General features: G+C 72.3%; 3 protein-coding genes. All 3 read left to right on the forward strand.

Translation table 11 applies throughout. The features are described 5' to 3' along the window. Positions 1–221 precede the first annotated feature (221 nt). The 3 genes from ddpX (at position 222) to ACVMLK_RS20700 (ending at position 2,337) form a co-directional block, all read left to right on the forward strand. Positions 222–770: a D-alanyl-D-alanine dipeptidase gene (ddpX, locus tag ACVMLK_RS20690; RefSeq protein ID WP_457487496.1), complete on the forward strand. Its 549-nt coding sequence runs from the start codon at positions 222–224 to the stop codon at positions 768–770. A 40-nt stretch (positions 771–810) separates the two neighbouring features. Then, positions 811–1,464, forward strand: coding sequence for a LolA family protein (locus ACVMLK_RS20695; protein ID WP_457487497.1), 654 nt, complete (start codon positions 811–813; stop codon positions 1,462–1,464). Between the two features lie 72 nt (positions 1,465–1,536). Further along, the gene (locus ACVMLK_RS20700; protein ID WP_457487498.1) at positions 1,537–2,337 is read left to right on the forward strand and encodes a gamma-glutamyl-gamma-aminobutyrate hydrolase family protein; all 801 of its coding nucleotides are present in this window, start codon (positions 1,537–1,539) and stop codon (positions 2,335–2,337) included. Positions 2,338–2,533 lie beyond the last annotated feature (196 nt).

A 2,533-nucleotide genomic window follows, 5' to 3' on the forward strand; every position in this document is an offset into this window, starting at 1 on the left:
CCGCCAGCCCCGCCTCGCGCAGCACGCGCGCGGCCATCGGCGGCAGCGCCACCGCCTGGCCCCGCGCGCCATCCGCCAGGGCGGCGGCGGCGACACGCCCCTCCGCCCAAACCGCCGCCGAGGCCCGCGCCAGGGCGCCATCCAGTGCCAGGATCCGCATCGCCGCTGCATAGGCCGAAACGGGCCTCAACGAAACCGAGCCGGAATGCCAGGATGCGGCCATGCTCCAGCCGATCACGGAGGAGGACGGCATCCTCCTCGACCTCCGCTACGCCACGCCCGACAACCTGGCCGGCGTGCCGATCTACCGCCGCCCGGTGGCGCTGCTGCTGCCGCTCGCCCGCCGGCGCCTGCTGGCCGCGCGCGACCAGGCCCGCGCCTGGGGCCTGCGGCTCAAGGTCTTCGACGCCTTCCGCCCGATCGAGGCGCAATGGGCGCTGTGGCACGCGGTGGAGGACAAGCGCTTCGTCTCCGACCCGCGGCGCGGCGGCGTCCATCCGCGCGGCGCCGCAGTGGACCTGACGCTCTGCGACGCGGCGACGGGGGCGGAGCTGCCGATGGGCACCGGCTTCGACGCCGTCGCGCCGGAATCGGCGCATGGCCATCCGGGCGTACCGGCGGAGGATCAGCGCAACCGCGCCCTGCTGCTCGGGCTGATGACCGCCGCCGGGTGGGACCATTACCGGCTGGAATGGTGGCACTACCAGCTCCCCGAATTCCGCGACTTCCCACCGCTGGCGGCGGCCGCCGTGCCGGCGGGTCCGATGTGACGGCCTTCCTTTCGCCCCGATGCGACGCCAGATAGGCGCCATGCTCCGCCGCACCGCCCTGCTCTCCGCCCTGGCTCTGGCCTTCCCCTTGGCCTTCCCCTTGGCCTTCCCCTTGCCCGCCCGCGCCCAGCAGCGGCTGACGCCGCAGCAGCAACAGGCCCTGCTGGCCCGGGCCGAGGCCTATCTCAACGGTATCACCACGCTGCGGGCGCGCTTCCTGCAGGTGGCGCAGAACGGCGGCTCGGCCGAGGGCACCGCCTTCATCGCCCGGCCGGGCCGGATGCGCTTCGAGTACGACCCGCCGGAGCCGCTGCTGCTCGTCGCCTCGGACAGCCAGTTCCTCTATTATGACCGCGAGCTGAAGCAGCCCTCCATCGTTCCCGTCTCCTCGACCCCGCTCGGCCTGCTGCTGCGGCCGCAGATCCGCTTCGGCGGCGATGTCGAGGTGATGGGTGTCGAGCGCCAGGGCGGCTTCCTCGGCATCACCCTGCGGCGGCGGGAGAACCCGGCCGAGGGGCGCCTCACCCTCGTGCTGCAGGAGGAGCCGATGGAGCTGCGGCAATGGGTCGTGGTGGACGGCCAGGGCCGCCAGACGCGGGTGACGCTGACGCAGATCCAGACCGGGATGCCGCTGGACCGCCGTCTCTTCACCTTCAACGATCCCCGCTTCTTCGAGGACGAGGGCCGCCGCTGACGCAGCCCTGACCGCCCGGATACGGCGAAATCATGCCTTGATTGCGCCACCGCGCGGCGCGACCTTTGGCGCATGCGCCCGCTGATCGGTATTCCCTGCTGCATGAAGGCCTTCGGGGCCTTCGCCATGCCCAACCACGCGGTGTCGGACCACTACATCAAGGTGGTGCTGGGGCCGGTCGGCGGCGTGCCGCTGCTGATCCCCGCGGCCGGCGAGGGCGTGGCGGAGGAGATCCTGCCGCGGCTCGACGGGCTGCTGCTCACCGGCAGCCGCTCCAACGTGCAGCCGGGCCTGTATGCCGGGCCGCCGCATCTCGAGGGCACGCCGGAGGACCCGGACCGGGACGCCACCACGCTGCCGCTGATCCGCGCCGCGCTGGCCACCGGCATGCCGCTGCTGGCCATCTGCCGGGGCTTCCAGGAGCTGAACGTGGCCCTCGGCGGCACGCTGGACCAGCGCATCCAGGATCTGCCCGGCCGGCTGGACCATTCGACACCGGTCGATCAGGCGCTGCCGCGCGTCCGCACCGGCAAGGCGCATGCCATCCGCGTCTCCCCCGAGGGCCGGCTGGCACGGCTCTGGGCCGATCTGGCCTGGTCTCCCGACTCGGTGCCGGTGAACTCGCTGCACAACCAGGGCGTGGCCCGGCCGGCGCCGCGCCTGGTGCCCGAGGCCTGGGCGCCAGACGGCACCATCGAGGCGGCGCATGTCGAGGACGCCAAGGGATTCGCCGTTGGCGTGCAGTGGCATCCGGAATACGACTGGGCGGAGGACGCGCTCTCGCGCCGGCTCTTCGAAAGCTTCGGCGCCGAGGCCTGCCGCTGGGCGGGCCAGCGGCGCGGCACGGCCACGCCGGCGATTGCGGCGGAATAGCCACAGCCAAGCCTCAAGAGGGGCGATCAAACGTTTTTGAACTGCTGTGGAAAACCCTTATTTTTCCCTGCAAACCTGCCATCTTGATATCGGATCGGTACCCCAGCCGACCCGACCATTCCCCCAAGGAATGATCCCCCCAAGGCGCCCGGCCACCCCCCCCCCGCGGGCCGGCCGCCGACATGCATGTTGCTGC

The organism is Teichococcus aerofrigidensis, from assembly GCF_054073225.1.